The sequence below is a fragment of the Pelagicoccus sp. SDUM812003 genome, assembly GCF_031127815.1.
Taxonomy (GTDB): Bacteria; Verrucomicrobiota; Verrucomicrobiia; order Opitutales; family Opitutaceae; genus Pelagicoccus.
On record NZ_JARXHY010000011.1, the window covers coordinates 95,430 to 118,181 of the forward strand.

24 protein-coding genes are annotated in these 22,752 nt (G+C 59.2%); 11 read left to right on the top strand and 13 right to left on the bottom strand.

The window, feature by feature from the left end; all coding sequences use genetic code 11:
• Window positions 1–8: 8 nt before the first annotated feature.
• From QEH54_RS15235 to argS, 7 genes are all read right to left on the bottom strand, one after another.
• On the bottom strand, window positions 9–455 hold the full coding sequence (locus tag QEH54_RS15235; RefSeq protein WP_309019563.1) for a metallophosphoesterase family protein: 447 nt from the start codon (window positions 453–455) through the stop codon (window positions 9–11).
• The gene (locus tag QEH54_RS15240; RefSeq protein WP_309019564.1) at window positions 442–1,401 is read right to left on the bottom strand and encodes a CPBP family intramembrane glutamic endopeptidase; all 960 of its coding nucleotides are present in this window, start codon (window positions 1,399–1,401) and stop codon (window positions 442–444) included. Before QEH54_RS15240 ends, QEH54_RS15235 begins: the two co-directional genes overlap by 14 nt.
• Window positions 1,402–1,419: 18 nt before the next feature.
• Window positions 1,420–1,668, bottom strand: coding sequence for a hypothetical protein (locus QEH54_RS15245; RefSeq protein ID WP_309019565.1), 249 nt, complete (start codon window positions 1,666–1,668; stop codon window positions 1,420–1,422).
• An 8-nt stretch (window positions 1,669–1,676) separates the two neighbouring features.
• The gene (locus QEH54_RS15250; protein WP_309019566.1) at window positions 1,677–3,335 is read right to left on the bottom strand and encodes a SurA N-terminal domain-containing protein; all 1,659 of its coding nucleotides are present in this window, start codon (window positions 3,333–3,335) and stop codon (window positions 1,677–1,679) included.
• Window positions 3,336–3,470: 135 nt separating this feature from the next.
• Window positions 3,471–4,934 (bottom strand): YhjD/YihY/BrkB family envelope integrity protein, encoded by a 1,464-nt coding sequence (locus QEH54_RS15255; RefSeq protein WP_309019567.1) that lies wholly within the window; start codon window positions 4,932–4,934, stop codon window positions 3,471–3,473.
• A 31-nt stretch (window positions 4,935–4,965) separates the two neighbouring features.
• On the bottom strand, window positions 4,966–5,892 hold the full coding sequence (locus QEH54_RS15260) for a hypothetical protein (RefSeq protein ID WP_309019568.1): 927 nt from the start codon (window positions 5,890–5,892) through the stop codon (window positions 4,966–4,968).
• 76 nt (window positions 5,893–5,968) lie between these two features.
• Window positions 5,969–7,750, bottom strand: coding sequence for an arginine--tRNA ligase (argS, locus tag QEH54_RS15265; RefSeq protein ID WP_309019569.1), 1,782 nt, complete (start codon window positions 7,748–7,750; stop codon window positions 5,969–5,971).
• A 332-nt stretch (window positions 7,751–8,082) separates the two neighbouring features.
• Here argS and QEH54_RS15270 point away from each other — a divergent pair, with 332 nt between their 5' ends.
• Window positions 8,083–9,423, top strand: a complete 1,341-nt coding sequence (locus QEH54_RS15270; protein ID WP_309019570.1) for a thymidine phosphorylase — start codon at window positions 8,083–8,085, stop codon at window positions 9,421–9,423.
• Between the two features lie 11 nt (window positions 9,424–9,434).
• Here the strand turns inward: QEH54_RS15270 and QEH54_RS15275 are convergent, their stop codons facing one another.
• Complete coding sequence (locus QEH54_RS15275; protein WP_309019571.1) at window positions 9,435–9,704, bottom strand: hypothetical protein; 270 nt, start codon at window positions 9,702–9,704, stop codon at window positions 9,435–9,437.
• On the opposite strand from QEH54_RS15275, the gene QEH54_RS15280 reads away from it, so the two are divergent.
• From QEH54_RS15280 to lpxA, 3 genes are all read left to right on the top strand, one after another.
• Window positions 9,703–10,590: an alpha/beta hydrolase-fold protein gene (locus tag QEH54_RS15280; protein ID WP_309019572.1), complete on the top strand. Its 888-nt coding sequence runs from the start codon at window positions 9,703–9,705 to the stop codon at window positions 10,588–10,590. The two genes, QEH54_RS15275 and QEH54_RS15280, sit on opposite strands and share 2 nt — an antisense overlap.
• Before the next feature lie 165 nt (window positions 10,591–10,755).
• Window positions 10,756–12,090: a bifunctional UDP-3-O-[3-hydroxymyristoyl] N-acetylglucosamine deacetylase/3-hydroxyacyl-ACP dehydratase gene (locus tag QEH54_RS15285; protein WP_309019573.1), complete on the top strand. Its 1,335-nt coding sequence runs from the start codon at window positions 10,756–10,758 to the stop codon at window positions 12,088–12,090.
• Window positions 12,091–12,117: 27 nt separating this feature from the next.
• Window positions 12,118–12,909, top strand: coding sequence for an acyl-ACP--UDP-N-acetylglucosamine O-acyltransferase (gene lpxA / locus QEH54_RS15290; protein ID WP_309019574.1), 792 nt, complete (start codon window positions 12,118–12,120; stop codon window positions 12,907–12,909).
• Between the two features lie 19 nt (window positions 12,910–12,928).
• Here lpxA and QEH54_RS15295 read toward each other — a convergent pair whose 3' ends face one another.
• The 3 genes from QEH54_RS15295 to hisI all read right to left on the bottom strand — a co-directional run bounded on the left by QEH54_RS15295 (window position 12,929) and on the right by hisI (window position 15,140).
• Complete coding sequence (locus QEH54_RS15295; RefSeq protein ID WP_309019575.1) at window positions 12,929–13,642, bottom strand: energy transducer TonB; 714 nt, start codon at window positions 13,640–13,642, stop codon at window positions 12,929–12,931.
• Between the two features lie 91 nt (window positions 13,643–13,733).
• Window positions 13,734–14,627, bottom strand: a complete 894-nt coding sequence (locus QEH54_RS15300) for a DUF72 domain-containing protein (protein WP_309019576.1) — start codon at window positions 14,625–14,627, stop codon at window positions 13,734–13,736.
• 75 nt (window positions 14,628–14,702) lie between these two features.
• Window positions 14,703–15,140 carry a phosphoribosyl-AMP cyclohydrolase gene (hisI, locus tag QEH54_RS15305; RefSeq protein ID WP_309019577.1) on the bottom strand — a complete coding sequence of 146 codons (438 nt, stop codon included), beginning with the start codon at window positions 15,138–15,140 and terminating at the stop codon, window positions 14,703–14,705.
• Window positions 15,141–15,495: 355 nt separating this feature from the next.
• On the opposite strand from hisI, the gene QEH54_RS15310 reads away from it, so the two are divergent.
• Window positions 15,496–17,112, top strand: coding sequence for a methyl-accepting chemotaxis protein (locus tag QEH54_RS15310; protein WP_309019578.1), 1,617 nt, complete (start codon window positions 15,496–15,498; stop codon window positions 17,110–17,112).
• Between the two features lie 33 nt (window positions 17,113–17,145).
• Here QEH54_RS15310 and QEH54_RS15315 read toward each other — a convergent pair whose 3' ends face one another.
• Together QEH54_RS15315 and QEH54_RS15320 are read right to left on the bottom strand one after the other, a co-directional pair.
• Window positions 17,146–17,847: an HAD-IA family hydrolase gene (locus QEH54_RS15315; RefSeq protein WP_309019579.1), complete on the bottom strand. Its 702-nt coding sequence runs from the start codon at window positions 17,845–17,847 to the stop codon at window positions 17,146–17,148.
• Window positions 17,848–17,930: 83 nt separating this feature from the next.
• Complete coding sequence (locus QEH54_RS15320; protein ID WP_309019580.1) at window positions 17,931–18,230, bottom strand: DUF971 domain-containing protein; 300 nt, start codon at window positions 18,228–18,230, stop codon at window positions 17,931–17,933.
• Window positions 18,231–18,664: 434 nt separating this feature from the next.
• On the opposite strand from QEH54_RS15320, the gene QEH54_RS15325 reads away from it, so the two are divergent.
• From QEH54_RS15325 to QEH54_RS15350, 6 genes are read left to right on the top strand one after another with little or no spacing between them, the layout of a single operon-like run.
• Window positions 18,665–19,117 carry a hypothetical protein gene (locus QEH54_RS15325; RefSeq protein ID WP_309019581.1) on the top strand — a complete coding sequence of 151 codons (453 nt, stop codon included), beginning with the start codon at window positions 18,665–18,667 and terminating at the stop codon, window positions 19,115–19,117.
• 15 nt (window positions 19,118–19,132) lie between these two features.
• Window positions 19,133–19,351 carry a hypothetical protein gene (locus tag QEH54_RS15330; RefSeq protein ID WP_309019582.1) on the top strand — a complete coding sequence of 73 codons (219 nt, stop codon included), beginning with the start codon at window positions 19,133–19,135 and terminating at the stop codon, window positions 19,349–19,351.
• On the top strand, window positions 19,332–20,291 hold the full coding sequence (rsmH, locus tag QEH54_RS15335) for a 16S rRNA (cytosine(1402)-N(4))-methyltransferase RsmH (RefSeq protein ID WP_309019583.1): 960 nt from the start codon (window positions 19,332–19,334) through the stop codon (window positions 20,289–20,291). The genes QEH54_RS15330 and rsmH overlap by 20 nt, the downstream gene beginning before the upstream one ends.
• A 40-nt stretch (window positions 20,292–20,331) precedes the next feature.
• Window positions 20,332–20,535: a hypothetical protein gene (locus QEH54_RS15340; RefSeq protein WP_309019584.1), complete on the top strand. Its 204-nt coding sequence runs from the start codon at window positions 20,332–20,334 to the stop codon at window positions 20,533–20,535.
• Complete coding sequence (locus tag QEH54_RS15345; RefSeq protein ID WP_309019585.1) at window positions 20,532–20,909, top strand: hypothetical protein; 378 nt, start codon at window positions 20,532–20,534, stop codon at window positions 20,907–20,909. Before QEH54_RS15340 ends, QEH54_RS15345 begins: the two co-directional genes overlap by 4 nt.
• Window positions 20,910–20,915: 6 nt before the next feature.
• Complete coding sequence (locus tag QEH54_RS15350; RefSeq protein WP_309019586.1) at window positions 20,916–22,715, top strand: penicillin-binding protein 2; 1,800 nt, start codon at window positions 20,916–20,918, stop codon at window positions 22,713–22,715.
• The last annotated feature ends 37 nt before the right edge of the window (window positions 22,716–22,752 follow it).

Genomic DNA, 22,752 nt, shown 5'->3' on the forward strand with positions numbered 1-22,752 from the left:
CAAGGGCCCTAGAGCGTTTCGATGGTCCAGGTCCATTGGCCCGCTTCGGGGAATCGAAGCCAGCCGAAACTGCTTTTCGATCCTCCGCGTGGACTGGTGATCGCTCCAGGATTGAGTAGGAGCGTATCCCCCGAGCGTTCGCGTAGCGGCTGATGCAGGTGCCCGTATAAGATGGCGGATACGCCGGAGACGCCCTCGCTGGGTGGCAGGTGCTGCAGGCGAAATCGGTGGCCGCCTCGCTCGAATTCGAGGCGCTGCGGCCATTGGCCGAAGGGATCGCAGTTCCCGCAGACGATGGCGAGATCCGCCGGCAGGTACTGCAATGGCTCGATGGTCGAGGGGTGGGTGACGTCCCCTAGGTGCCAGATTTCATCGGCCTTCGCCAGGCGTTTTACGAGGCGGTCCGGGAGGCTGCCATGGGTATCGGAGATGACTGCGATCTCAGGGAGTTTCACGACTGAGACCTTCCTTGCGTTTGAGCAGAAGAGCGAAGCCTGCGATGAACACGACGAGCACCATGCTGACCCAGTAGCCATCCGCTACGCGCGTGGTGCCGCTGAAGGAGCTCGCCTGATCGGTGGTGACGAAGGCGGAGCCGAACAGCTTGATGGTGAAGACCCAGCCGGCGTGAATGGCGATGCTGGCCCACAGGTTTCGACCCAGCAGGAACACCTGATGCAGAGCCACGCCCACCAGGAAGATCGCCAAGAGGTACTTCAAGTCGAATTCGGTGAAGACTGCGACGGCGGTGCCAAACGCGATCTGGGCCGCCTGCGCCGCTCCTATTTCGCTCGGGGCGAGGTGTCCCAATGCGAACTCAGGGGTTTTGAAGTGCAGAAGAGCGAAGAAGAAGGATGAGCAAAGAAGCGCTGGCAGCGGTTTCATCGCTGTATAGAACATTCTGAATACAAGCCCGCGAAAGACGATTTCCTCCAGCGTTCCGATGAGCAGGGCGGCGAGGATGGCGTCGTCGGCCTTTTTCAGAAGAAGGCCTGCGCTCCACTCCGGATTGATGGCGAATGCTCCGGTGGCGGTGTTGAAACCATAGATGATGAAGATCATGGCGATGCCGCTGACGAACCAGAGGCCGAAGGTGGCAGCGAACGGCTTTGCGAACCCGATCGCTCGGAAGCTGGTTATGCGACATTTGACGAAGAGGTAGGGCAGCAGAAACAGGACGCTTACCCAACGGGCTCTGTCGAAGAATTTCGGATACGGCTTGCTGGCGAGGTAGCTGCTCGCGTCGGGGTCGACGAAATGGGTGATCTTGAAGGCGATCAAGCTGAGCACGGCTCCGGATATGAGGGAGCCGAAAAAGAGCAGGGCTAGCAGCCAGATCCCTTTGAGCGAATACTGATCCTCTCCCAAGTCGTAGAGGATGTGCCTGCGGTCGCGTGTCATCTGCTGCGGAAAGCGGCCCTATTGGCTCTCGTACTCGCCCTCGCCGATTTTTTTCAGGACCTTGAAGCCGGCGGCCTTCGAGTCGCTGACCGACGGTTTGCGAAGGATCTTCATCTGCGGAGCGGTCAAGCTCGGTCCCCGGTCGATTTCCTGCCCGCATTTGGGGCACTCGATGGGGTCGGGCTCGTTGGCGGATAGCGAAATCTCAAGCTCGCCGCGGCAGAGCTTGCAGCGTCCGGATTTTGGCCTGAAGCGCTGCAGTGGCATGGGAAAAACTAGTTCGCTTCCGGGCGAGCGAAGCCGGCTCGGATCTGCTCGGCCGTCATCAGCGTTTGGATGTATTGCTGAGCGGACATGCGGGCGTAGGCATTGTTGAGCGAGGAGGCGACCTGCTCGTACTGCTCGTCGCTGCGGTCGATTTCGGGAACCTCCTTCTCGAGCACGTAAACGTAAGCGCCTTGGTTGTTTTGTCCGAGGCGCACGAAGTCGGATACCTCGGATTCTTCCATGTCGACGAGGGTGGAAAGCAGACGACGATCCATATCTTCGGCGGGTTCGGAGAGGGAGAAATCGGTGTAGGAAGTCACTTCCAGGCCGGCTTCCTCCGCCGCGGCCCCGAAGGCCTCCTCTCCAGTCGCGGCCGCTTCGAGCGTCTGCTGCAGCTCGACGGCGTAGTCCGCCCGAGCCTTGCGCAGAGCTTCGCGCTGCACGTCGGAGGCGACGCGTTCGCGGATGGTTTCCAGCTTCGGAGTGACGGAGGCGATCTCGTCCTTGTAGAAGATGACGATGGCCCGATTTCCGTTGAGGATCGGTTCGGAGTAGTAGCGATCCGGAGTCAGGTCGAACGCTTGCTCGACGATGTCGCGGCCCCAGGTGGTGCCGATCGGGGTTTCGTTTTCCGCGAAAGGCGGCGTGTTTTTCATTTCGAGGTCGAGTTCGTCAATGACCAGGTCGAAGCCTTCCGAGCCGAGCGAGAGCTCGTTGTCGATGATGTCCAGGACCAGGTCATGGGCTCGTTCCAGAGCCAACTCGCGGGCCTTTTCCATGCGGTAGTCCTGGCGGACGGCTAGGCGAGCCTCTTCGAAGGTCACCGGCTCAGGCTGAGCGGCCTCTTCCTCGCCTTCGGCAGGTTCTGCGGGGGCAGGTTGATAGCGATCGTAGTTGTCCTCGAAATAGGTGATCAGCTCGTCTTCGGTGGGCTGCACTCCGTCGACGAAGCGGCTGGCGTCGATTTCCACATAGTCCACGGAGCGTCGGACAGGGGTTTGGTAGGTGAAGCTGTACTGCTCGTAGTGCTCCTTGATCTGCTCCTCGGTGACTTCGATCTCCGGTTGGTAGGCGTTCAGGTCGAGCTTGGCCACCATGACGTCCCACTTGGCGAGTCGTTGGCTTAGAGCGTTGAGCACTTCGGATTCCTGCGCGAAGCCAGCTCCGGAGAGGACCGAGTAGACCTTTTCGATGCGGTAGTCCTCCTCAAGGATGCGACGCAGGTCGGCTTCGGTGGCGCGGCCTCCCAGCTTGAGGTTGTCTACGATCATGGTGTAGGCCTGCGGATCGAAGGCGCCGTTGCGGCCTTGGAAGATGGGGCGCGACTTCAGGAAGGCCTCCAGCTGCTTGTCGGTGGGACCCGGGATGTTGTGCTCGTTGGCGATGTGCAGAGCGGTAGCCCGTTCGAAGGGCAGGTTGGCGCTGGGGCGCATGTTTCCAGAGAGGGTGGCGCTCAGGTTGGCGTCCGTCTGGAATGCTTGGCGCTTCGCTTCGGTGTTGAGCTCCGTGTCGAAGAAACGCAGTTCCGCGAGGCGGGAGTCTCTGCTGCCTCCCATGGGCCCCTGATTGCCGATCGTGAATACGAAGGCGACGACCAGGACGACGAGGAGTACGATGAAAACGATGCGGAAATGCTTTTGAGCGTTTATTTGGAGCCAGGAGATCATAGGGAGCTAGCAATTAAAAGAGGGCTAAACTAGGCTTGGGCCCTTGCCTGTCAATGGACAAAACCAGCCCTGCGCGAGGGGGGACTCAGAGGGGAGAATCGGCAAGATCGCCGCCTTGGGGCGAGAGGAACGCGATCACTGCTGATCGCTCGATTCAGGAGCCTTGACGGGCACGACCTCGAAGCGTTCGACCAGCGTGTCGAAGGTGTCCTCTTCGAAGGCTTCCTTGCGGGCTTTGTTCAGCGCGAGGTGATAGTGCCTGACCACGGGATCGTAGTTGTCGAAATGGCTCTCGTCCGGAGCGTCGCCGTAGGACTCGAAACTGCGCTTGAAGTCGATAAGCGAAATCTTGTCGAGCGGCTTGGCAGGCTGGTAGCTGTAGGCGTGATAGGCCCCTTTTTCCGGAGGCGGAAGGGCCGAGGCGAAGCCCAGCTTGCAAAGCCGGTGCATGGCCGAGCTGGCCAGCTGTCGCGGCAAGCTGTGCATGCTCGCCAGTTCGCTGGAGGAGAGCGGGGCGTCGCAGGCTTTGAACTGGCGGCAGATCTGCGTGAACAGCAGCAGGCAAAGGCTTTCCTGGGAGGCGTGACTGAGCTCGTCCCAGGCGATTTTTCCGCTCTTGAAGCGGGCGTTTTGCACGGCGAAGGAAACGCGCCCGCCGAGCAGGAGGAACATCCAGAAGATGTAGAGTCCGATGATGAGGATCAGCGGAAGGGCCAGCGAGCCGTAGAGGGTGCGCTGCATGGCGATTCGCTCGACGTAGAGAAACGCCAAGGTGTTGTTGCCAATGAAGCTGATGACGGTGAAAACGGCTCCCACCGATGCCGCCTTCCACTCCACATGGGTATTGGGAATGAAGCGGTAGAAGAAGGTGAGCACCACGGTGATCACCACGAAGCTTGCGATTTTCGCCCCGTAGGCCGACACCCAATGGCTGAAGAAGGTGCTCCCGGGAATGCTGTCCGTGAAGGTGCTCAGCTTTTCGTTGAGAAACATGATCTCCGAGACGGTGAGGGCGATGCCAGCGAAGACGAGCACTGCTCCGAGGGTGATGATCGTCCAGTAGAGCACGATGCGGGTAGTCATGGTGCGCCCCCGAGCGACGCCCCAGATATCGTTGAAGGCGTCTTCGATAGTGATGAAAAGCTGGATGACGATCAGCACCAGTATCAGGGATCCGCCCACGCCTACCGTGCCGGATTGGCTGGCGGTTATGAATTGGGAGATCATATCCGAAAGCCCGTTGTCGGTCCCGCTTTCTTGGGCGGTGTCCTGGGCGAGCGAGACCTGGGGGGCGATGAAGGAAATGGCGTTTTCGATGGCGTGCTGAGCCATGTCCGGCTGGGTCTTGTCCAGCACGAAACCCGATACCAGAACCATCAAAGCGATCAAGGGACCGAGGCCGAGAAGAGTGCTGAAGCTCAGGGCGGCGGCCCGGATGATGATTCGGTTCTCCTTGAGACCTGCCCAGGTGATGGCCACCACGCGCATCGTGGCATAGAGCCAGCGCTTGCGTTTCGAGTAGCTGAGATCATGCCGCTTCCACATCTCCTTCTTGAGTAGGAGACTTTTGGATACGAGTTTCTGAAGTCGTGGGTTCAAGGGACTTGCGGGCCGAAGGCTCCCTTGGGAATCAGTTTAGGAAGAACTCGTAAACGTACCCCAGCAATCCGATCGCGCCGACCACCGTGCACACGATCAGGTAGCGTATCTTGACGATGGCGCTCATGAGGTAGATCGCCGCCATCAGAAGTAGATTGGAAATCAGCAGAACGGTGTCGCCGCTGGAGTAGAAGAGCATCGTTAGCAAACCGGCCCCGACGGCGGCCCTGAATCGAAGAAGTGGATACGCCTCGGTGACCTGAAGCAGCAGAAAAACAACCATCAGCAAGTCGAAGGCGGCTACCACAAGGTATGGGCTTTTCGCCATGCGAAGCACGTCGGCGCTCATCACCAGCTCGCGCTCGATGAACCCCATGGCCAGAATGGAGCCGATGAATAAAACCGTCAGGAAACGCAGCCCGAAGAAGGCTACCGCGGCTCGTTTTTCGCGCGGGGAGCGGCCGCTCGGATCGTCGGCTCGACCCTCCGCCAGAGCCAGCATCTTGGTGACTTCCAGCTTTTCGGGTTTCTCTTCCTCTTCCTTCTTCAGCTTCTTCTTTTCCTTGTCCTTCGCCTTTTTCTTTGGCTGGGACTTGGCCTTCTGGGCGGGTTCCGTTTCGCCGTCTTCAGCTTCCGACTGCTCGTCGCTTGGCGCGGTGGCGTCCGCCTCTTGATCCGCTGCCGCTTCCTCCTCGGCCTTTCTGGCGGCTTCTTCTTCCTCTAGACGGCGCCGCTCCTCCACTTCCTGGGTGCGAAGCGAGAGTTTTCGCTTTTTGGGAAAGAGTGTATCCATCATCTCCTGATTGGAGGAGATGAGCAGCCAGTTTTCGGTCTCGATGTCGTAGTAGTAGGCGGACGCGTCCAGTTTGCCCGCCTCGATCAGCGAAGCGATTTGGTCGATGTCGAACGGACCGCTGGAGTCTTCGTCGCCTTCGCGACGGATGTAATATTCTCTCATTGGCTAGGGAAGGGTAGCCAATGAGACACTGGTAAGCCCCTGAATGTCAAGGCGCCTGCGCGTCCTTGCGGTCCTATTACATTCGTTCCAAGGTAGGAATGCCTAGGAGACCTAAGCCGGTTTCCAGAACATCTAAGGTTCTTTGGCAGAGCATGAGGCGTCGGCACTTTATTCCTTCGTCTTCGACGATGACTTTGTTGGCGTTGTAGAAGGAGCTGTAGGCTCCGGCCAGCTCGAAGAGGTAGGTGCAAAGCAGGTGCGGGCGCAGGGCCTCCACGGTTTGCTGCAGCACGCCGACGAACCCGAGGATCTTGCGGGCGAGGGCCAGCTCCTCCGGGGTTTCCAATTCGCTGGCCCGAGCTGAGAGGTCCTGCAGCTGATCGGCGTCGATATTGCGGAAGATGCTCTTGATGCGGGTGGCGGCGTAGAGCAGGTAGGGTGCGGTGTTGCCTTCGAAGCTGAGCAGTTTGTCCCAAGCGAAAACGTAGTCGCTGGTGCGGTTTTGCGAGAGCTCGGCGTAGCGGATGGAGCTGGTGCCGATGGTTTTGGCGCAGGCCACGATTTCCTCCTCGCTCAGCGGAGTCTGGCCTTTTTCGATCTTTTCCGCGTTCTTCTCGCGCATCAGCTTGGCGGCTCGTTCGATGGCCTCCTCGATGAGATCCTTGAGCAAAACGGGCTCGCCGGATCGGGAGGCCATGGCCTTGCCGTTTTCGCCCATGATGGTGCCGTGAAAGACGTGGGTGAACTTTGGGAAAGTGCGACCGGTTTTCTCGAACCATTTCCTGGAAGTCAGCTCGAGCTGCTCGAAATGGTCCTTCTGGCGAAAATCGGTTTCGATTATGATGCTGGAGGCTTTGAAATGCTCCGCCCGGTAGAGCATGGTGGCGAGATCGGTGGTGGCGTAGTTGGAGGCCCCGTCCGATTTGCGGTACATGAACGGCTGGGTGGCGAAGCGCTTGTGCTCCGGATGGAAGACCACCCAAGCTCCTTCGCTCTCCTCGCCGAGGCCGCATTGTTCGAGCTCCTCGTAGACCTGCCCCACCATATTGCGGTAGAAGCTCTCGCCGAGGTAGTGGTCGAAGCGAATGTCGAAGAGTTCGTAGACGCGCTTGATGCCGTCGATGCTGTGTCGGTTGACCTGCTCCCAAAGGGCCATGCTTTCCGGATCCTCGCGCTGCAGCCTCACCAGCTCCTCGCGCGATTCCTTGAGCACGGATTCGTCCTCCGAGGCCAGCTGGCTGCCGAGCTTGTAGAGCCGCTCCAGCTCGCCGAGCGGATTGGCTTTGAGGTTTTCTTCGTCGAGAAAGCGCTTGTAGGCGTAGAAGAGGCGACCGTAGGCGGTGCCCCAGTCGCCGATGTGGTTGTCGCGAATCACGGTGGCCCCACAGAATTCCAGCAGCTTGCAGATGGACTCGCCGATGATCAGCGAGCGCAGGTGCCCGATGTGCATCTGCTTGGCGGTATTGGGCGAGCTGAAGTCGACCACCACGGTTTCCTTCTCCTGCAGGTGGGCGGAGGCCTGTTTCAGCTGTTCGGAACCGGAAAAGGCGACCAGCCAGTTCTGCAGGAAGCCCGGGGTGAGCTTGAAGTTGATGAAGCCCGGACCGGCGATGCTGATTTCCGCGTTGGCGGCGAGCTCCGGCGCGTCGGCCAGCTGGTCGACGATGGTTTGGGCGATTTGTCGAGGATTGCTCTTCTGCCGCTTGGCGTAGGGCAGGGCGCCATTGGCTTGCACGTCTCCGAAGCGCGGGTCCGCGGGGCGGATTTCAGGAGAGAAGGAGTCATCGAGTCCAGCGGCTTTGGCGGCCTCTAGGACGAGGGATTCGATCTTCTTGGCGACATCAAACCAGTCTTGCATAGGGTCGCTTAGAAAACTCCCCGCGAGGGCGCGAGCAAGCTCCGAATGGCGCATCGCCATTTAGCCGATTTCGAGAAATGCCCGTAGGAACCCCTAAAAGCGTGCGGGAGAAGCCCTTGAAAACGCCTTCAGGTTAGGGGCTTGACACGTGTGGCATAATACGCACTTCAAAATTGCCGCTTGGGCGGAAGGATTGAAAGGGCCACCAGCCTCGGATGTCTTTTCTCCTATGCGTGGCAATGGTGTGGGTGACGCTTTCCAGCGACGATCAATCGCGGGTGTGATCCCTCCGTGTCACGGGCGGCTCGAAATACGTGTCCCGTAAAATCGAAATGGTTAGAAAAACCTTAAGCAGCCGTCGTTTTATTAAGCCGAGCTACGCGTACCTCATCGAGAAAAAGCGCGAAGGTCAAGAGTTCACCAAGGAGGAAATCCGATATATCATCGACTCTATCTTAGATGGAGAGATGCCGGACTTCCAAATGGCCGCTCTCGCTATGGCTATTTACTTCCAGGGCATGTCCGCCCAGGAGACGGCGATCCTTACCGAGGAAATGATGCTATCAGGCGAGGTGATCGACCTGTCGCATATTGCCAAGCCGAAGATCGACAAGTACTCGACCGGCGGCGTGGGGGACAAGACGTCTCTCGTATTGGTGCCGTTGGCGGTGGCCTCCGGCATAGTGCTGCCCATGATGGGCGGAATCGATCAGGATTTCGCGATCAGCTCGCTCGACAAGCTCAGCTCCGTGCCCGGCTTCAAGGCCGAAATGAGCATCGACGCATTCATCGAGCAACTCGAGACCATTGGCGGAGCCATGGTGCGCCAGAGCCCGGAGCTCGCCCCGGCCGACGCCAAGCTCTATGATCTTCGCAAGAAGACCGCCACCATCCCGAGCTTGCCGCTCATCACCGGCAGCGTGCTTTCCAAGAAGCTGGCCGAAGGGGCGGAAGGTCTGGTGATCGACGTGAAGTGGGGCAACGGTTCCTTCATTCGCGACCTCGAGCAAGCCAAGCAGCTGGCTCGCAGCATGACCCGTGTCGGCCGCTCCATGAAGCGTCGCTGCGTGGCCCTGGTGACCGACATGAACCAGCCGCTCGGCGACACCGTCGGCACCGCTCTGGAGCTCAAGGAAGCCATCAAGCTTCTCAAGGGTGAAGGACCGGAAGACTTGCAGGAGCTGGTGCTCAAGCTGGGCATGGAAATTGTTCGCCTCGCGGGCGTGGCGGGTTCGACTCTCTCCGCCAAGCAGACTGTGCAACGCCACATCGAGGACGGCACCGCATTGGAGAAACTGAAGGAAATCATCGCCGCTCAGGGTGGCGACACCTCCTACATCGACGATCCGGAGAAATTCCCCGTCGCCCAGCATATCCGCAAGCTGCCCGCACCCAAGCGCGGCTACGTGCACACCATCAACGCGGCCCAAATCGCCAAGGGCGTGCACCTGCTCGGCGCCGGACCGGACGAGGATGGCAACATCGACTACGCGGTCGGCGTTTCCGAAATCAAGAAGGTCGGCACGCAGGTCAAGCAGGGCGAGCCGCTCATGATGATCCACTACAACGACGAAGCGAAGCTCGAGCAGGCTCTCGAATACTTCAAGGCCGCCTATCGCCTCGCTCCGAAGCGTCCGACTCCGCCCCCACTCATCGTGGAACGTGTCGCGTAGCGAGAGGATTTTCAGTCAAAACCCCTGTTTATCTTTGCAAAGCCAGCCGCGTCCCGCGGTTGGCTTTTTTCATTCACCGTCGCACGACCGGCGGCGCTCCGCCACGGCTGGATCACGGCCGCCCCTTGCCTTGAGGCCGTCTCACCGTGCTCAACCCGTTTTTGCAACGTTGCAAAAATAAGTTGCGCCAGCGCTTCATGACGCTCCGGCTCGGGAATTTTTTGAAGGAGGACGTTGGTCTGAAGCGTTTTACTCGCTGAACCCCTTGTACCTCGTTTCATGAAAACGCTTACCCTATTGTTCGCCTCGCTGCTTGCTGCCGTGGTCTCGGCCCAGGATCATTTCGATGTGCCCAAACGCACTCAGTTCATTGAGTTGAGCTCGGAGATTACGGGCATGGACTACGAGATCATGATCCTGCTTCCGACAAGTTATGAAGCTTCGCCGGATGCGTCATACCCCGTTTTGTACCTGACTGACGCCCAGTGGGACATGACGCTTGTTAATAGTATCGTCGGAAAGCTTAACTACGACAAGTCGCTGGTCGAGCTGGTGCTTGTTGGGATTTCCTACCAAGGGGCGGATGCCGATTACGACGACCTGCGCATGCAGGATTTGAGTCCCAGCCAGGTCGGTCAGTTTCACTCGAAATCTGGCGGCGCGGGGCGATTTTTGGCTTTTCTCGAGGAAACGCTCATCCCCACCGTGGAGGCGCGCTATCGGATCGATCCGGAAAAACGAGCGTTGGGCGGGGTCTCGATGGGTGGCTTGTTCACGCTCTACGCCATGTATGAGAAACCGGAGCTTTTTGATCGTTTCATTTCCATCAGTCCGGCCACGGTGTGGGATGATGGCTACATATTCCGCAAGGACGAAGCCTTCGCTCAGTCTGGCGCTCCCTTGCCGGTTCGGCTTTTTCTGTCCTATGGCGGCGGCGAGTACTCGGCCTACAGCGAGCCCATCGCGAAGTTTCAAACCGTCTTGATGCAGCGGGCTTATGAGGATTTCGCTCTCTTGAACTGGACCATGGAAGGCGAGCGGCATGGCGGGGTGGCAGCGGAGGGTTGGACGCGTGGTCTGCGCTGGGCGTTTCGCGACATCACCCCGTACCGTCCGGGACCCATGGAGGAGCTGCTTGCGGGCTCGGCGGCCGGGCAGGACGAATAGGGCGACGAGGGCCTCTACGATTTCGATCCTCGCTGGATTTCCGGATGTTGGTTTCGGGAAAGCGCTTCCGATCTCTCGCCGGAAAACGAGACCTTGGGGCGCGACGCGGCGAGCGGCCTGTAATTTCTTGAATTCTGCGGAGCTTGCTGCCACTAAGCCAAGCCCATGAAGCAACGCTCCCTCCTGCGCGAAGTATCGATCAAAGGCTCCTCCCTCCACACGGGCGACAAGGTTCAGCTCACCCTAAAACCCGCCCCTGCGAATTCCGGCATCAGCATCAGACGCGTGGACCTGCACGACAAGCCGGTCATCAAGCCGCACATCTCTCAGGTGACGGATCTGGTTCGCGCCACCACGCTGACTTCCGGCCATGCCAAGGTGCACACTGTGGAGCACATTTTGGCGGCCTTGCACGGCATGGGCATCGACAATGTGGAAGTCGAGATGGACGCCAGCGAACCGCCAATCCTCGACGGTTCTTCCAAGGGCTATGTGAACATGATCCTCGAGGGAGAGATCGTGGAGCAGGACGCGGATCGCCAGTATTTCGAGCTCGACCAGCCCATATCCGTCTCCAAAGGAAACTCCTCTTTGATCGCCTTGCCCTACGACGGGTTTAAGATCTCCTGCACCTCCGCCGACGATCGCGGCATCCATACCCAGCACCTCTCCATCGAGATCGATCCGGACGTCTTTGCCACTCAGATCGCCGCGGCCCGCACCTTCACCGTTTACGAGGACATCGAGGAGTTGCTCAAGCTGGGCAAGATAAAGGGGGGCAGCCTGGAAAACGCCATCGTGCTCAAGGACGACAAGATCATGTCCAAGGAGCCGCTGCGCTTCGAGGACGAGCTGGTGCGCCACAAGATTCTCGATGTCATCGGCGACGTGCTGCTGCTTGGCAAGCCGCTTAAGGCTCACATCGTAGCGGTTCGCCCGGGTCACGCCATCAATGCGGAGCTCACCGCCAAGCTCGCTCAGCGCATGGAGGACTTGGCCAAAGGGGAGAAGAAGCCCGCCGAAAAGCCGAAGGCCGCTAGGATCGAGGAGGAAACGCAGCTCGACATCCGCCGCGTGATCGAAACCCTGCCGCACCGCTATCCATTTCTGATGATCGACCGGGTGACGGAGTTTCGCGGCGAAGACGAGCTGACCGCCATCAAGAACGTCACCATAAACGAACCGTTTTTCCAAGGCCACTATCCTGGCCAGCCCATCATGCCCGGCGTGCTGCAGATCGAAGCCATGGCTCAAGCCGCGGGCATCCTGATGCTGCGCAAGATCAACCAGGAGGGGAAGACCGCGGTGTTCATGAGCGTGGACAAAGTGAAGTGGCGTCAGAAGGTCGTACCCGGCGATCAACTACGCATCGACATCAAGCTGCTCAAGGTGATGCGCGGAAAGATCGGCACCGCGGCGGCGACATGCTACGTCGGGGACAAGGTGGCCTCCTCGGGTGAACTGAAGTTCATGATCCTTGACGAGGGCGAGGACGTTTAGCGTATCCAAACAATTGATAAAAGCCCCATGAGCGCGAATATCCACCCCACCGCCGTCGTCGATCCTCTCGCAAAAATCGCTGAGGATGTGGAAATCGGCCCGTATGCCGTCGTCGGTCCCGAGGTCACCATCGGACCGGGCACCAAGATCTGGCATCACGCCACCATCTGGGGCCTCACGGAGATCGGCGCCAAGTGCGAGATCTACCCGTACTGCAGCATAGGCATGCAGACCCAGGACCTGAAGTTCAAAGGCGGCAAGCCGGGCGTTAGGATCGGAGATCGCAACGTGTTTCGCGAATACGTCTCCATCAACGCCGCCACCAACGATGGCGATTTCACGGTGATCGGAAACGACAACTACATTCTCGCTTACGGCCATGTCGGCCACTGCTGCAAGATCGGCAACCACCTCATCGCCAGCAACGGCATCGCCTTCGCCGGTCATGTGCATGTGGGCGATCATGTGACCATCGGTGGAGGCGGCACTGCGATCCACCAGTTCTGCCAGATCGGAGACTACTCCTTCATCGGAGGCTGTTCGAAGGTGGAGCAGGATATCCCACCCTATATGCTAGGAGATGGAAACCCGGCCAAGATTCGCATGTTCAACAAGGTAGGGCTGGAGCGAAACGGTTTCACTCCGGAACGCATGTCGGTGGTTAAGTTTCTCTTCAAAACCTTTTATCGAGAGGGCCTGAATCGTCAGCAAGCCATCGAGAAGGCTCGTAGTAGCGAATTTTCGGATACGGCGGACCTGCAAGCCTACGTGGCGTTCGTGGAAGCTTCGGAGCGCGGAGTGACCGGCGGCAGCAAGTAAGCTGGCGCGGACCGTGCCGCTATGGCTGAGGCGTCTCGACCACCGGCACCACGATGGTCTTGTGAAGCGACACCGCGGTCGCTTCGCCGTCCTTGATGGGGGGCTCGAATCTCCATTTGCGAAAGCGTTGCAGAGCCAACTGCTCGCCTTCGTCCTGAGGATCCGAGAGGAGTCGAGGCAGCCTCACGAATCCTTCCTCGTCCACGATGAATTCCACGTCGATGCTGACGCGATCCTTTCGTTTCTTGTCGACATATATCGGATACACTTCGCGCAATGCGAGCGGCGACTCCAAGCTTTCCGGGTCGGCCAGCAGCTCTTTCACTTCATCGGGATCGAACTTCTTGCTGGCGGCGGACATGATGTTGAGCTCGACCGCGCGATCGGGCAGGAAAGTCCACTCCACGGAAAAGACGCTGCCCACCGGCATGCCGTTTTCGATCTTCGGTTCGAAGGACCAGTCTCTCAGCGCATCGATCAAGGCCGGCCCAAACCAACGCCCGTTGTGCGCCACGGTGACGAAATCGCTCGGTTGTCCGAGGTCGTCGACCCAGAACAGCACCTTGGCGTAGCCTTGGCTGATGCCCTGGTTCAGGGCCCCCGCGGGGTAGATCGGCTCGAAACGGCGAGTGACGCGCGCCGGATGATCCTCGTCGTTGGCGCTGGCGAGCGCGGAGAAGACGCTCGCCGTGGCGAGCAGCAGAAGTAAGATGGGAGTCGCTGGCTTTTTCATGGGGCAGGAATGGAATCTTTGTCAAAATGCACAGTAGTGCAATTCTAAAGGTTCGCTTCCGGCATTTGCGAAGGGGCGCCGGGCGCGGAATCTAGAAAAGGTCGAGCTGTTCCTGGTCGGGCGCCGACTTGGCGCGGTCGCTTTCGAAGTCGGGCAGCTGCGGCAGCAGAGGGTTCACTTTCGCTAGCTGCTGGTGGAGTCTGCGGGCGACGAACGGCGCATAGGCATCGTCTGCGGCATGGGCGAAGATGTAGGGTCGTTTGCCCTCAAGTATCCACTTATTGATAACGGGCGCCCATTCCTTTATCCAGACGTGGTTCTTGTCGGAATCGTTTCGTCCGATGAAGCGCAGCATAGGGTGCTGGCTGATGGCGACGCGGCGGATGGGCATCTGCGGCTTGCGCTCCATGGCGGACTGCTCCTCGTGGTCGTCGGCTTCCTGCGAGAAGAGTGGGCGACTGTCGAAGATGACCTTGTCCATTCCGAGCGTCTCCAGCAGATCGTCCAGGCGCTTTTCGTTGTCGCCTTGATCGTACCAGCTGATGTGCCGAGGCTCGACCGCGAAGGCGTAGTCCTTGGGCAGCGCTTTCAGGTACTTGGTGAGCGTATCCAGATTGTTGATATTGAAAGATGGCGGGAGCTGGAGGAAGGAAAGACCGAGCTTGTCGCCGTCGGCCAGGGTTTCGAGCACCTTGAAGAAGGCTTTGCTTTCCTCTTTTGCGGAGTGCAGGCGGCGTTCGTGGGAGATCGCCTTGGGAAATTTCGGGGCGAATCGGAAGGAGGGGGCGGATTCGGCCATCCAGCGCTCCAGGGTGGCCGCTGGGGGCAGGGCATAGAACAAGGTGTTTCCCTCCACCGTGTTGAAAAGTCGCGAGTACTTGCGCAGCAGGTCGGCTGGGGCAGTCCCGTCGGGGAACACGGTCCCGATCCAGTCGCGATTGGACCATGCTGGACAGCCGAGGTAGTAGGGAAGTTTTGCAGGCATGGGAAACGGGCGTTGTCTGGATATAAAAAAAGAGAGGGGAAGCGCTTGGCTTCGACCCTCTCGTGAGTGGTTTCGCTACTTCTTGTAGACTTCGGCTGGATCGAAGAGCGGCTCGCCTCCGTCGTAGATCAGTTCCACGCCATCGAGCTTGCGATAGAAGCAGGACTTGTAGCCGGTGTGGCAGGCGGCCCCTTTTTCGCCGATGTCGACCTTGATAAGAATCACGTCCTGATCGCAGTCGGTGCGCAGCTCCTTGACCCATTGGATCTGGCCTGAGGACTCGCCCTTCACCCAGAGCTTTCCGCGGGAGCGGCTGAAGTAGGTGGCCTTGTTGGTTTCGATGGTATGTCGCAGGGCTTCTTCATTCATCCAGGCGAACATGATCACCTCGTTTGTATGGACCTCGGTGGTGATGCAGGGAATGAGGCCGTTCGCGTCGAACTTCGGCTGAAGCTTTAGGCCTTTTTCAATCTCCTCCTTCGAGGTGCGTTCGTGAATGCATGTTTGTGACATAACGGGGTCGAATCAACCGAAGGCCCTTGGAGATGTAAAGTCGGGAAATCGAAGCCATCGGTCCGACTGATAGCCCGAGGACTCGCCCGGCTCCGTAGGGTGAGCGAAGGCGGCCAGCGAGGAAAGCTCCCTAGAAGCTGGCTGCAGTCATCACTGTGGCTCCTAGGGGTGAACAGTCTTTCTTATGATGGTGTAAGCGGCCCGCTAAATCTGGCGAATCGATTCACGAATCCGGGCTCCGCGCCGTAAAAAGCCGCTCCTGCCGGACGCCGTTTCCACCGATGGTGAGGAGTTTCGCCCAGTCATGGGCGGGGCTTCCCGAGGCAGGCCAGAACAAACGACCCACATGGCTTCTATGAAATATCTAGGAATTGACCGTCTCTCCATCCGGTCTCGACTGAACGTGCTGCTCGCCGCCGTCATTGTGCTCTTCGGGGCTATGGTCGGCCTTTCGATGCATGTCACCAGCGACTCCAAGTTGATCGCTGCCGATATCCTCGCGGAAAATCTGCTGGAGCAGCAGAAGAGCAAGCTGCAGGTAGCGACGCATGCCTTGGCCACGGTTTTGGCCAAGCGCATCGAGGGTATCGAAAACGAGGCGGACCGGATGGAAGCTCTGCGAATCGCCATCGACGATATCCGTTTCGAGGAGGACGCCTCCGGATACTTCTTCATCTACAAGGGCACCGTGAACGTGGCCTTGCCGCCCAAAAAATCGCTGGTCGGCACCGATCTCGGAGATTCCACCGATCCCAATGGAGTGCTGTTCGTGCGAGAGCTTCGCGATCAGGCCCAAGCGGGCGGAGGCTTCGTCTCCTATCATTTCGACAAGCCAGGAAAGGGCATCACGCCCAAGCTTTCCTATTCGGAGATGATCGAAGGCACCGATCTTTGGATTGGTACCGGGGTCTACATCGACAACATCGCGGCCCAGACCGAGTACTTGAACGTGACCTTGGCCGAGGGGATCAAGGGGGATCAGATCCTGTTTTTCGGCATCTCCGGGGGCCTGTTTCTCTTTTTGATTCTGCCGGTTTCAGTCATGATCGCCAGCAGCGTGGCGAAGCCGCTGGAAGTGGCCATGGCTCGTCTCCAGAAGCGAGCTCAGAGCATCCTGTCGTCTTCCCAAGAAATCTCCAACGCTTCCGACACGCTGGCCTCCGGGGCCTCGGAACAGGCTGCTTCCATCGAGGAAACCAGCGCCTCCATCTGCGAGATCGCTAGCCTGTCGGAACGCAACGCCGACTGCGCCGACAGCGCCATGTCGGTCATGGACGAGGCCAATCGGTCGATCGCTCAAGTCAGCGGCGACATTCGCAAGCTGCACGAGTCGATGGCGCGGATCTCCGATTCGAGCGCTCAAATGAGGGCCATCATCAAGACCATCGATGAAATCGCGTTCCAGACCAACATCCTCGCTTTGAACGCCGCGGTCGAAGCGGCGCGGGCCGGGGAGGCGGGATCGGGCTTTTCGGTGGTAGCGGAGGAAGTGCGCTCGCTAGCAGGGCGCTCCGCTGCCGCGGCCAGAGACACTGCGAATCTGATCGAGAACTCGGTTTCCACCATCGATCAGGGAAATGGCATCATGATTTCCGCCAAGGAAAGCTTCGCCGCCATGCAAAGCAAGGCCCAGGAGGTCGGAGGCTACCTCACTCAGATCGTCGGCTTTTCCAAGGAGCAGTCGTCCGGAGTGCAGCAGATCAACGTGGCCAGCGGCCAGATGAACGAAACGGTGCAGGCCAATGCCGCTCACGCTCAGGAGTGCGCCGCTTCGGCTGCCCAGCTCGAGCGTTCGTTTCGCGATTTCAACGAAGTCATCGCTCTGATCGAAAACGCGATCCGAGGGGCGAGCGAATCGTCAGGCCGGGAAGCGCCAAGCCGCTCGCAGGCATCTTCCGAAAGCTCGAGTTGGATCGACGGCTCTCTCCCCAGGAAAAACGCCGCTGGCGCTCGCGAGTTCGCGCGTTTCTAGGAGGGATCGTCCTATTCGGTCGCGTGGCTTCGCCTATCGAGGCGGCAGCAGGTCCAATAGCTCCGGCAGGCTTCGGATGCTCGGATAGTCCGCTTGGTGTCGCTCCTCGTCGATGATGCGGATGGCCTGCCAGCCCGCCTCCCGGGCGCCTTCCATATCGTGCTGCAGGCTGTCGCCGACGTGCAGGATTTGAGCTGGTCCGAGGGCGAGTCCGCGTTGGGCGTGGGCGAAGATTTCCGCTTCCGGCTTTTCGTAGCCGATCTCGCTGGAAATGTAAAGGGCGTCGAAGAGGGGCTCGAACCCCGTTTCCGCCACCACGCGGCGAACGCGGGCGTCCCAGTTGGTGAGCAGCGCCGTGCGATAGCCGCGTCGGCGCAGTTCGCTCAGCGTTTCGCGGGCCTTGTCCGCCGGTCGCCAACGGTGGCCGTGGGAAAAGGTTTCCCAGAGATCCTCGAATAGAGTCGAGAAATCGCCGGGTTGCGGCCTTAGCTGGGAAATCGATTCGCGCACCACCGCCTGCCAGTAGCTGTACTCGCGTCTCTCCCCGTCGAGAATGGTCTTGTCCTTGGAAACGCTGGCGAAAGCCCGAGCGAAACCCGCCTGCAGCTCCTCCTTGCCGTAGTCGAGGCCATGGCGCTGCATCACCTCGCGATAGATCGCTCCTACCGAAGGGTGCGGATGGTAGAGGGTGTGGGCCGCGTCGAAGGTGACGGCTCGGATTTCGGAAGATGGCATGGCGAATCGCATCGGGACGGGCTTGCTTGTTTGCTCGCTTGCTCGTGTTCTGGTGGGCCGCTGTTCCGCGACCGGAGGCGCGTCTACTGGTCGCCTAGGCTCTTGAGCAGCTCGAAGCTGTACAGGCCGGTGGCGTGGCCGTCGGAGAAGCGGAACCGCAGGGCGTAGTTTCCCACCGGCTGCCAGTCCCGGATCTCCACCTGCGAGTAGTCCTTGCCGAACTCCCCGCCATGCTGCTTGCCGAAGATGTCACGCTCGCCCGCAGTCTCGGCGCTGGGCGAAGCGGCGCGCAGCTTGGCGCTGGAAATGTAGGTCTCGGCGCCGTCTTCCCAGAGGATTGCGAGTTCGGAGCCAATGAGCTGAATGGTCTTCGGTCGTGTCATGGTGGGTTGGTGGGGAAATGTGGGGGAGCGCCGAGACATGGCAAGTTTGGAAAACGAGCCAGCGATGGCGCGTTTCCGCCCACGGAAGCCCAAGTGGGGAGAAGTGGGGCGGGCTTGGGGCGAGCCTCCTTTATTCCGCTTATGCCCAAGTTATTCACAGGCGCGGGACCATGCGCGCCAATCGCGCGCTTTTCGGGCCCATAAGCATGGTCAATAACTACCAACTTGTTGCCCGTCTATTCCCATTTCGGCCCTCTTGGCGCGGCGTTTCTAGAGGGAAGTCCCCGGGATATGTAAATCCCGCGTAAACGAATGGCCTGTTAATAACTTGTGGATAGCCAAAATGGGCTCTTGTGGCGGAATTTAATTGCAAAGTGGGGGAAAGTGGGGAGTTTTGGGGAAGTTTTTCACAGCTTTTCCGGAAACAGTTTGAAATGAGCGCCCTTGGCAGACCGATTTTCGTTGGCAAGCACCAGCGAAACCTCGACTCGAAGAATCGTTTGACGATTCCTTCGAAGTGGCGCTTCGACGGAGACACGGAGGACGTGTTTCTGGCTCTCCCCGATCCCAGCGGATCGATTCTGGTGCTGCCGCCCAAGCAGGTGGACAAGCTCTTCGAGGAGATCGAGTCCCAGCGCATCAGCGACGAGGACGCCCAGCTTTTGCAGGACAAGCTGTTTTCTCAGGCCTATTCCTTCGGCTGCGACAAGCAGGGCCGCATGAACCTGACCGAAGAGCTGCTCGAGCACTCCGGCATCACCAAGGAAGCCATCGTGGTGGGCCGCATGACAACTTTCCGCATCTGGTCTCCAGAGCGTTGGCAAGGCATTGATCCGAAGTCGAACAACGACGACATCGGCAAGCTGATGAAACGTGTGAACCTCTAGGAAAACGAGAACAGGATGAAAAACCGCACGCAAAACTCGTCTTTAGTATCCGTGATCATGGAGGCCGTCGGCCTCTCGCCTCGCAAGAAGCTCGCTCCCAGCGGAGTGCGCTACTTGGGCATGGGAGGCGCCTTCGGCAAGGGGCAGGTGCGTCACTGCTCCACTTGGGATTTCGACTACAAGCTGCCCCGCGTGGCGGCTCGCTCGCACTACAGTGATTTCAACCATCGATAGTCTATTTGGCATCGCCCCCGAAATGGAAGGACATGTGCCAGTACTCGCCCAGGAAACGCTCGAGCACCTCGCTCCGCGTGACGGTGGCCTGTACCTGGACTGCACCTTTGGAGGCGGAGGCCACACCGAGCTGATCCTGCAGGCAGCGCATTGCTCGGTGGTCGCTATCGATCAGGACCCGTTCGCGGCCAAGCGAGCGGAGGAAGTGAAGGCCCGCTACGGCGAGCGCTTCATCTTCCATCGCATGAATTTCGAAACGCTCGACCAGCTGGAGGAAGGACCGTTCGACGGCATCCTATTCGACTTCGGCGTGTCATCCTATCAGTTGGACGAGATCGATCGAGGCTTCTCCTTTCGCGGGGAAGCCCCTCTGGACATGAGGATGAATCCCGAATCGGGAGTCTCAGCGTCGACATGGCTTGCCACGGCCAGTCGCCACCAGCTGATACGAGCGATTCGCGACTACGCGGAAGAAAAGAACTGGCGTCGAATCGTGGATGCGATTCTCCAGGCTCAGGGCAAAGACGAACTAAACACCACATCACAACTCGCCAATCTTATCCTATCCTGCACTCCGGCGAGGGTTCGTTTCAGCTCCAAACTGCATCCGGCTACCAAGGTCTTCCAAGGTATCCGCATCGCGGTGAACGACGAGCTTGGCGTCATCGAACGCGGACTTCCCGCAGCCTTCCAGCAGCTCAAGACCGGCGGCATTCTCTGCGCGATCAGCTTCCACTCCCTGGAAGATCGCATCGCGAAGAATCTCTTCCGCAAATGGGCCGGCCGACCGGAAGGAGCGCGAGACAACCGTCCGCAAGACATGAGAGAGGTGCTGGCTGAGCTCGTCAGCCGACGCCCCGTTTCGGCTAGTGACAAGGAAGTCGCCGAAAATCCGCGTAGCCGCTCCGCCAAGCTGCGCGTTATCAGAAAAGTGAAGTAACAAGAAGATGAATACGCTAACCAATAGGAGTTGCAGGAACATGAGAAATTCAACGACGCTAAAGTCTATCCTTAACCGCCAATGCGTCACGCTTGGCCTCGGCAATCCTCTTCAGGACGGATTGTTCGACTGCCGCCGGGAAACCGGTATCGGCACGACCACGCCTACCATTTCGTTCAAACCGTTCGAGCGCGTCTACAAGATCCCTTCATCCAGCAGGGGATTGACGCTGCAAGCATCATGAGCCGCAGAAAAAAGCCTAGTCCCTCCAAACTGCCTTCCATTCTGAATCGCTTGATCGGATACACCCTCTGCCTTATCCTGGTATTGGGAGCCTTCGGTTTGGGTACCATCTATCTGCGTCACCAGACTGCGCAAGCGGCGAACCAGCTCAAGAAGCTCGAATACCAGATCGCCGAGCGAAAGGTGCAGATCTCCGAGCAAGGCGCTCAGATCACCCGCCTGACCACTCGATCCTCGCTGAAGCAACTCAACGCCCTCTACGATCTCGGTCTGCAAATGCCGCGCGAGCGCCAGATCGTGCGTGTGCTAGAAGATCCTACCAAACGGCTGTACGAGAAAGCGTCCGACTCGATGCTGACCGTATCCAGCTTCTAGTCGCCAATGGCAAGTCGCCCAGGTACTACTAAATTCAGATTTTGGATACTCGCTCTCATTTTCTTTCTTGGCTATGGGGCGATCGGGTATCGCCTGGTCGAACTGCATGCCTTCAAGAGCAACGAGTTCGTAGACGAGCTGCAGAACAGCCGCTTTCGGCTCATCACTGAAGAGCCGCGCCGCGGGGAGATCCTCGATGCGAACGGGGAACTGCTGGCCACCAGCCAGACCTTTCTCGAGGTCGGCGTCGATCGGCATTCCATCCGGGGAGACGAGCTCGACAAGCTTCCCTACATCGCTCGGGCCCTGGATCTTCCTCTCTCTCAGGTTCATGAAGCGTTCGGCGTGAAAAACGGTCGGCTGCCGAGCGTTCCTGATCGTCTGTCTCCACGCTGGAAGCCGCTCAAGCGCATGGTCGAGCAGCCGGACTTCGCGCCGCTGGCAAAGATGAACCTCCGCTGCATCACCAGCACCGAGAGCTATCATCGAGTCTACCCGAAGAACCAGCTCGCGTCACATGTTGTTGGATACGTGCGCAAGGACGGCGTCGCCGCGATGGGTATCGAACGGGAATACGATTTTTATCTCAGCGGAGAGCGCGGGTGGAAGGAAAGCGAAGTCGGAGGCCGCAATGGAGAGATGGCCCAGTTCCGCCGCCGTCATGTCAGCTCGACGGATGGGCTGAACGTGGTGCTCACCATCGACTCCTACGTTCAGGACGCGGTGGAACTCGAGCTCCAGCACATCGCCGAAACGTTCGATCCGGTCGCTGCGACCATCATCGTTTCCGATCCCTACACTGGGGATATCCTCGGTCTGGGAAACTATCCAAGCTTCGACCCGAACCTGTACTGGGAAGCGGACGAGCCCTCGCAAAAGAATCGAGCCCTCACCGATATCCTCGAGCCTGGCTCGACCTTCAAGATCGTCGCCGCCACCGCAGCCTTGGAGGAGCGCCTGGTGGACACGGAGACCTTGATCGATTGCTCGCAGCCGATCGTGGTGATGCCTGATGGCTACCGCTTGAAACTGCCGAAGGACGACCACGCCATGGGTTTGATCTCGGTCGCGGAAGTGGTCTCCAAATCCTCAAATCGGGGAGCCGCCCACCTCGGGTTGCGTCTCGGCGAAGAGAATTTCTACCAGTGGGTGACTAAGTATGGATTTGGCGAATACAGTGGATTCGACCTTGGCGTGGAATCGAAAGGCATACTTTATCCGCCGCGAAAGTGGGACCGTTTGACGCTTTCGCGCATGACCATGGGGCACTCCATCGCCGCGACTCCGATGCAGGTGCATATGGCGACATCCACCCTGGCCAACGGCGGGGTGCTCATGAAGCCGCGCATCGTGTCGGGAATTACCAACTACGAAGGCGAGCAGATCGTGCGCTTCGGTCCGGTGCCGCGACGCAAGGTCATCTCGCGAAGCACGGCGAACGTGGTGACTCGACTGCTTGAGGATGCTGCTTCGGATCGTGGCACAGCTCGTCGCGCCGTGATCGAAGGCTACCGGGTCGCCGGCAAGACCGGTACCACTCAGAAAATCGTGGACGGACGATACTCCAGCTCGCAGCACGTTGGCTCGTTCACCGGCTTCTTCCCCGCCAACAATCCGCAAGTGGTGATCACGGTGATTGTCGATGGAGCGCAGAATCCGGGCGTCGCCTACGGCGGCGTGGTGGCGGCGCCATCCTTTCGCAACGTCGCTAAAAAGCTCATTCCGCACTACGCGATCACGCCCTCGGATGTCGCTCCAGGATTTGCGTACAGCGAAGATTCGAATTTATTAGGGAGGAACAGGTAGCGATGGGTATCGCCTCCACGCGTCCCAGATCTCGGGC